We start from the raw sequence: 7009 nt of genomic DNA, 5'->3' as shown, positions 1-7009 counted from the left end.
GCAGGACGTGGTCGTCGTCGACCCGGACCCCGTCGAGGTCCAGCCGGGCTTCGCTGTCGGAGTCGACGATGCGCTGGCGCTGCGGGCTCAGCCGGCCCGATCCGACCAGGAACACCCGCGGGCCGTCCGGGGTCCACGCCGGGACCAGGACGAGATCGGCGATCGTGCCAGCCGGGACACCGGTCTTGCTGCCGCTGAGCACCCATGCGCCGTCCTGGCGTTCGGCGCGGCAGGACGGAACGGCCGGATTCGGGTTGTGCTCCTCGACCAGCGCGGCGGTGAGCACCAGCTCGCCCCGGGCCGCCGGCGCCGCCCAGGTGCGTTTCTGCTGGTCCGTGCCGAACTGGGCGATGGCGGACGCGGCAGTGGTGATCGAGCTCAGGTAGGGTGCTGGAGCGACGGCGCGACCGAGTTCGATCAGCACGCTGCACTGCTCCAGCAGGCCGAACCCGCCGCCTCCGACGGATTCCGGCAGCCCGGCGGAAAGCACGTCGGCGGTCGCCAGTTGCGTCCACAGTGCACGGTCGAAGCGATCCTCGCCGCGCTCCACCTCGCGCAACCGCTCGTTGGTGACGTGGTCGTCGAGGATCTTCCGGGCGAGTTCGGCCAGGTCGTCCTGCGCCTCGGTCAGTGCGAAGTCCACAAGTCCTCCTTCGAAGTCGGGTCGTGCCCGGGTCAGCGCTTGGCGGGTGGGAGGCCGAGGCCCACTGCGGCGACGATGTCGCGCTGCACCTCGTTGGTCCCGCCGCCGAAGGTGAGGATCAGCGAGGAGCGGTGCATGCGTTCGATGCGGCCGCGCAGGGCCGCGCCGGGGGAGCCCTGGCGGACGTGTGCCGCGCTGCCGAGGACCTCCATCAGCAGGCGGTAGGCCTCGGTGGCGAACTCGGTGCCGAAGACCTTCGTCGCCGACGCGGTCGCCGGGGCGGGCTGCTGCTCGATGGTGGTGGCGATCTTCCAGTTGACCAGCTTCAGGAACTCCGCCCCGGCGTGCGCGCGGGCCAGGTGGTGGCGCACCCACTCCTGGTCGATCACCCGGCGCCCGTCGGTGAGCCGGGTTTCCCGCGCCCAGTCCAGCACTTCGTCCAGCGCGGACCGCAGCGGGGCGGCCGAGGTGAGTGCCACGCGCTCGTGGTTGAGCTGGTTGGTGATCAGCGGCCAGCCCTCGTTCTCGTTGCCCACCAGCGCGGACGCGGGCACCCGCACGTCCTGGTAGTAGGTCGCGCTGGTGGTCGGCCCGGCGACGGTGTGCACCGGTGTCCAGGAGAAGCCGGGGGAGTCGGTGGGCACGATCAGGATGCTCAGCCCGCGGTGCTTCTTGGCCTCGCGGTCGGTCCGGCAGGCCAGCCACACGTAGTCGGCGTACTGGATCAGGCTGGTCCACATCTTCTGCCCGTTGACCACGTAGTCCCCGCCGTCGCGGTCAGCCGTCGTGCGCAGCGAGGCGAGGTCGGTGCCGGCTTCCGGTTCGGAGTAGCCGATCGCGAAGTGGATCTCACCGCCGGCGATCTTGGGCAGGTAGTGCGCTTTCTGCTCCGGGGTGCCGTACCGCATGATCGTCGGCGCGATGCTGTTGAGCGTCAGGAACGGGACCGGGGCACCGGCGATCGCCGCCTCGTCGGTGAAGATCAGCTGGTCCAGCGTGCTGCGGTCCTGGCCGCCGTACTCGGTGGGCCAGCCCAGCGCGAGCCACCCGTCGGCACCCATCTGCCGGACCACCTCGCGGTAGGCCGCGCCGTCGCCGTAGTCGCCGTGCGCGGCCAGTTCCGCGCGGATCTCGGGAGTCATGAGCTTGCCGAAGTAGTCGCGCAGCTCTTCGCGCAGCTGCTCCTGCTCGGGCGTGTAGGCGATGCGCATGCACCCCTCCTGCGATCGGGAGCGTGTGGAACATGTTTCAACAACCATAAGCCGGAGAGGGCCGCCAGGTCGACACATCAGTAGTGGGACCGGGTGTCGCTCGCGGCTCGGCGTGCGGAAACTGGTTCTACGGTGCGGCGGCGGAGCGAAATCGCGCCGAACGGAGCAGTCACGCTCGCACCAATGGGTCGTTGAGCAGCTGAGCAGATCTTCCGAATGGGACCAGTTAGAACCAGTTGCACGTTATGAGACGTGCGGAAAACCGTTTTTTCGAGGGTTTTTCCCATGAGCCTTGCCACTGTGAAAGAACACGTTCTACTGTGGTGCGAGTTACAGTCCTCGGCTATCGCGGTGAGGTGACCGGCTGGTGAAGGCAGCGGTGCTCGAGCAGATCGGTGATGGCGAGCTGGACGTGCGCGAGGACGTCGCCACCACCGCCCCCGGGCCGGACGAGGTGCGCGTGCGCATCAAGGCCGCCGGGGTCTGCCACAGCGATGTGTCCGCGATGAGCGGCGCGCTGCCCGCGCTGGCACCAGGCGTGATGGGACACGAAGGCGCTGGTGAGGTGCTGGAGGTCGGCAGCCGGGTGACCGAACTGCGGCCCGGTGACCGGGTGGTGCTCTCGTTCGTGCCGCCGTGCGGGCGCTGCGCGTACTGCCTGGGCGGACAGCCGCACCTCTGCGAGGTGCACACCGTGGCGGCCTTCGTCACGCCGCGCTTCGAGATCGGCGGCCGACCGGCCTTCGGGTTCGGCGGGTGCGGGGCGTTCGCGGAAGAAGTCGTGGTGCCCAGCGCCGGCGCGATCAAGGTCGACCAGGACGTCCCCTTCGAGATCGCCGCGCTGATCGGGTGCGGCGTGCTCACCGGGGTCGGTGCGGTGCTCAACACCGCGAAGGTCGAGCCGGGGTCCACTGTGGCCGTCATCGGCTGCGGTGGGGTGGGGATCTCGGTGCTCCAGGGGGCTCGGCTGGCCGGTGCGGCGCAGATCGTCGCGGTGGACCCGGTGGTCGAGAAGCACGCCGCGGCAAAGCGGTTCGGCGCCACGCACGCCACCACGCCGGAAGGCTTGGAGGACGTGAAGCACGAAGTCACCGGCGGCCGCGGGTTCGACTACGCCATCGAGGTCGTCGGCCAGGCGGGCACGATCCGCGCGGCCTACGACGCGACCCGGCGCGGCGGCAGCGTGGTCGTCGTCGGCACGGGCGGTCCCGAGGAGACGGTCGAGTTCAACGCTCAAGAACTGTTCATCAACGAGAAGAAGATCCTGCCGTCCTTCTACGGTTCGGTCGATCCGCGGCGCGACACGGCGCGGATGGTGGACCTCTGGCGCGCCGGACGCCTCGACCTGGACGGCATGATCTCCCGCCGGATCGGGCTGGACGAGATCAACGACGGACTGGCCGCCCTGCAGGAGCAGGGCAGCGCGCTGATCCGCCAGATCGTGACCTTCGACTGAGAACCCCCGTCCCGGATCCGCGGTTGCGCGGAACGCGGACGCACGACGAAGCGAGGAGTGGTGGTGCGGAGCCTGGAAGGCAAGGTCGCAGTCGTCACCGGTGCCGGTGCCGGGCTGGGGCGCGCGGAAGCGCTGGCGCTGGCCCGGGCCGGAGCCGACGTGGTGGTCAACGACGTCGCCGAACGCGCATCGGACGTGGTCGCCGAGATCGAGGAGATCGGCGGCAAAGCGGCCGCGGTGCTCGGCGACGTCTCGGCCGGTGAGACCGCGCAGGAACTGGTGTCCACCGCGGTGCAACGATTCGGCGGACTGCACGTGGTGGTGAACAACGCCGGTGTGCTGCGCGACCGGATGCTGTTCAAGATGACCGATCAGGAGTGGGACGACGTGATCCGCGTCCACCTGCGCGGCCACTTCTTGTTGTCCCGCAACGCCGCCGCGTTCTGGCGCGACCAGTACAAGCAGGACGGGAAGACCTACGGCAGCGTGATCAACACCGCCTCGGAGGCCTTCCTGCTCGGTGCCGCGGCGCAGCCGAACTACGCGGCGGCCAAAGCCGGGATCGCCGCGCTGACGGTGTCCAGCGCGCGTGCCCTCGCCCGCATGGGCGTGCGCGCGAACGCGATCTGCCCGCGGGCCCGGACGGCGATGACCGAAGAAGTGTTCGGCCCGGCGCCGGAGGACGGCGTCGACCCGCTGTCGACGGACCACGTCGCACCGCTGGTCGCCTACCTGGCTTCGCCCGCTGCGGAGCGGATCAGCGGGCAGGTGTTCGTCGTGCACAGCGGGATGATCGCGCTCATGGCCGCGCCGGTCGTCGAGCAGCGCTTCGACACCAGCGGACCACTGTGGACCGAGGACGAGCTCGCCGACACCGTCGGGTCCTACTTCGCCGAGAGAGATCCGGAGCGGAACTTCGCCGCCGCGGAACTGCTCTCGCTCCCCTAGACCATCCACGCCGAACCCGCTGTGCAGGGAGGACTTCCGATGGCGCTGACCGTGCAGCAGCACCGCGACGCTGCTGGGCTCAAGGACGGATTGCTGCTGGTCGACGGCCAGTGGCGGCAGGCCCGCGCGGGCCGCACCTGGACCCACCACCACCCGGCGACCGGCGAGACCATCGGCGAGATCGCCGTCGCCGACGTCGAGGACGTCGACGAAGCGGTGCACGCCGCGCGCCGCGCGTTCGACGAGAGCCCGTGGCCGACGATGCGGGTGGGGGAGCGCTCCCGGCTGCTGCGCCGGTGCGCGGACCTGCTCCGGGACAACGCCGACGACCTGCGGGCGCGGCAGGCGCTGGACAACAGCGTGCCGCTGTCGTTCGCCACCGTCTACGCGGGTTCGGTCGACGTGGCCGCCGACGTCTTCGACCACCACGCCGGGTGGATCGACAAGGCGGGCGGCGAGACGTTCCCGCCGTACCAGGGCGGCGACCACCTGGCGATGACGCTGCGCGAACCGATCGGCGTGGTGGCCGCGGTGCTGCCGTGGAACGCGCCGTTCCTGCTGTTCGCGCAGAAGATCGCCCCCGCGCTGGCCGCCGGCTGCACCGTGGTCATCAAGCCGTCGGAGTACGCGACGTTCTGCGTGCTGCGGATGGTGGAACTGCTGCAGGAGGCCGGAATCCCGGACGGCGTGGTCAACGTCGTGACCGGACCCGGCGATCCGACCGGTGAAGCGCTGATCACCCACCCGCAGGTGGACAAGGTCAGCTTCACCGGCAGCCGCGAAGTGGGGCGGCGGGTCGTCGAGGCCTCGGCGGGCACCATGAAGCGGGTGTCGCTGGAGCTCGGCGGCAAGAGCCCGGCGATCGTGTTCCCGGACGGCGACGTCGGTTTGGCAGGCATGACCGCGATGGGCATGGTCACCCTCGGGTTGTCCGGGCAGGCGTGCGTGGCCACGACCAGGGCGCTGGTGCACCGCGACGCCTACGACGAGTTCGTCGGCGCGGCGGAGATGATCGCCGGCTCGGTGACCTACGGCGACCCGTTCGATCCCGGCGTGCTCTCCAGCCCGCTGATCAACCAGCGGCAACTGGACCGGGTGCTCGGCTTCATCGATCAGGGCCAGCAGGAAGGCGCCCGGCTGGTCACCGGCGGCGGGCGCGCCGACGGCGACCTCAGCGCCGGGAACTTCGTGCAGCCGACCATCTTCGCGGACGTGGCCAACTCGATGACCATCGCGCAGCAGGAGATCTTCGGCCCGGTGCTGACGGTGGTGCCCTTCGACGACGAGGACGAAGCGGTGCGGCTGGCCAACGACACCGAGTACGGGCTCGGCGCCGGGGTGTACACCAAGGACGTCCAGCGGGCGTTCCGGGTGGCCAAGCGGATCCGCTGCGGAACGGTCGGCATCAACGGGTTCCAGGTGGAACCGCACCTGCCCTTCGGCGGCTACAAGCAGTCCGGGATCGGCCGCGAAGGCGGACGTTCCGCCTACGAGGCCTACACCGAGCTCAAGACCGTCCTGCTGCCGCTCACCGAGGAGCTGATGTGACGTGAGGCTGGCGGGCAAGGTCGCCATCGTCACCGGTGGCGCGCGGGGGCAGGGCGCGGCGGCCGCGCGGCGGTTCGTCGCCGAAGGCGCGCGGGTGCTGGTCGGCGACGTGGCCGACGAGCAGGGCAAGGAGCTGGTCGAGGAGCTCGGATCGGCCGCGGTCTACCAGCACCTGGACGTGTCCTCCGAGGACGACTGGGTCGACGCGGTGCGCACCGCGGGCGAGCTGGGCCGGATCGACGTGCTGGTCAACAACGCCGGGGTCCTGCACCTGTCGGAACTGGCCGACACGAGCCTGGCCGACTACGAGCGGGTGATCCGGATCAACCAGATCGGCACCTTCCTGGGCATGCGGGAGGTGATCCCGGCGATGTCCGACGGCGGCGGCTCGATCATCAACGTGTCCTCGGTGGAGGGAATCGGCGGGATGCCGCTGCTGGTGGCGTACTCGGCGAGCAAGTTCGCCATCCGCGGCATGACCAAGGTCGCGGCGATGGAGCTGGGCAAGCACGGCATCCGGGTCAACTCGGTGCACCCCGGGGTGATCGACACCCAGATGGTCTCCGACGCCGCGGGCGGCCCGGTCCCGATGGACCACGTCGGCAAGCGGGTCGCCCTCGGCCGCGTCGGTCAGGCTTCGGAGGTCGCGGACCTGGTGGTGTTCCTGGCCAGCGACGAGAGCTCTTACTGCACCGGCGCGGAGTTCGTCGCCGACGGCGGTGCGACGGCAACGCACTCGCTTGCTTGAGCGGGAGGGTGACCGGGAGTTCCTCCTCCGGGGCCGAACCCCCGGAGGGGTGACCCCCACGCGATTTCCATTGAAATTGCGGGAATCCGGTGCTCCGGGATTGGACCGGAGCAGGTGAAGGCCTCGGATCGACGTGGATCGGGAGGTGTGCTGGTGGCGGTGCGGAGTGCTGGTGCGGGTGCGTTCGTCCAGGTCGGACGGATGGCCACGTTGGGCTGGGAGGTGCTGCGGACCATGCCGCGGCGCCCCTTCCAGGTGCGGGAGGCCGTTCAGCAGGCGTGGTTCTTCGCCAGCGTGACGATCCTGCCGACCGCGATGGTGGCGATCCCGTTCGGCGCCGTCATCGCCATGCAGCTCGGGTCACTGACCCAGCAGATCGGGGCGCAGTCGTTCACCGGCGCCGCCAGCGCGCTGGCCATCCTCCAGCAGGCCAGCCCGCTGATCACCGCCCTGCT

Annotated in this window: 7 protein-coding genes; 5 read left to right on the top strand and 2 right to left on the bottom strand. The window is 70.2% G+C overall.

Features of this window, described 5'->3' with window-relative positions:
* Window positions 1-643: acyl-CoA dehydrogenase family protein (locus tag ABTZ89_RS33065; protein WP_351052190.1), on the bottom strand; the 643-nt coding region annotated here is incomplete at its 3' end.
* Between the two features lie 32 nt (window positions 644-675).
* Complete coding sequence (locus ABTZ89_RS33060) at window positions 676-1854, bottom strand: acyl-CoA dehydrogenase family protein (protein WP_351052187.1); 1179 nt, start codon at window positions 1852-1854, stop codon at window positions 676-678.
* A gap of 367 nt (window positions 1855-2221) precedes the next feature.
* Between ABTZ89_RS33060 and ABTZ89_RS33055 the strand changes: the two genes are divergently transcribed.
* From ABTZ89_RS33055 to ABTZ89_RS33035, 5 genes are all read left to right on the top strand, one after another.
* Entirely contained in the window at window positions 2222-3310 is a 1089-nt protein-coding gene (locus ABTZ89_RS33055) for a Zn-dependent alcohol dehydrogenase (protein WP_351052184.1), read from the top strand.
* A gap of 60 nt (window positions 3311-3370) precedes the next feature.
* Entirely contained in the window at window positions 3371-4258 is an 888-nt protein-coding gene (locus ABTZ89_RS33050; RefSeq protein ID WP_270951237.1) for a 3-oxoacyl-ACP reductase, read from the top strand.
* A 39-nt stretch (window positions 4259-4297) separates the two neighbouring features.
* Window positions 4298-5806 carry an aldehyde dehydrogenase family protein gene (locus ABTZ89_RS33045; RefSeq protein WP_351052181.1) on the top strand — a complete coding sequence of 503 codons (1509 nt, stop codon included), beginning with the start codon at window positions 4298-4300 and terminating at the stop codon, window positions 5804-5806.
* A gap of 1 nt (window position 5807) precedes the next feature.
* Window positions 5808-6554 (top strand): glucose 1-dehydrogenase, encoded by a 747-nt coding sequence (locus ABTZ89_RS33040; protein ID WP_270951235.1) that lies wholly within the window; start codon window positions 5808-5810, stop codon window positions 6552-6554.
* 201 nt (window positions 6555-6755) lie between these two features.
* The coding region (locus ABTZ89_RS33035; RefSeq protein ID WP_351052192.1) for an ABC transporter permease at window positions 6756-7009 on the top strand (254 nt) is incomplete at its 3' end.

Origin of the sequence: Saccharopolyspora sp. NPDC002686 (genome assembly GCF_040295745.1) — a bacterium.
Taxonomy (GTDB): Bacteria; Actinomycetota; Actinomycetes; order Mycobacteriales; family Pseudonocardiaceae; genus Saccharopolyspora; species Saccharopolyspora oryzae.
The sequence above is the reverse complement of the archived record's forward strand: the minus strand, read 5'-3'. Positions and strand labels throughout refer to the sequence as shown.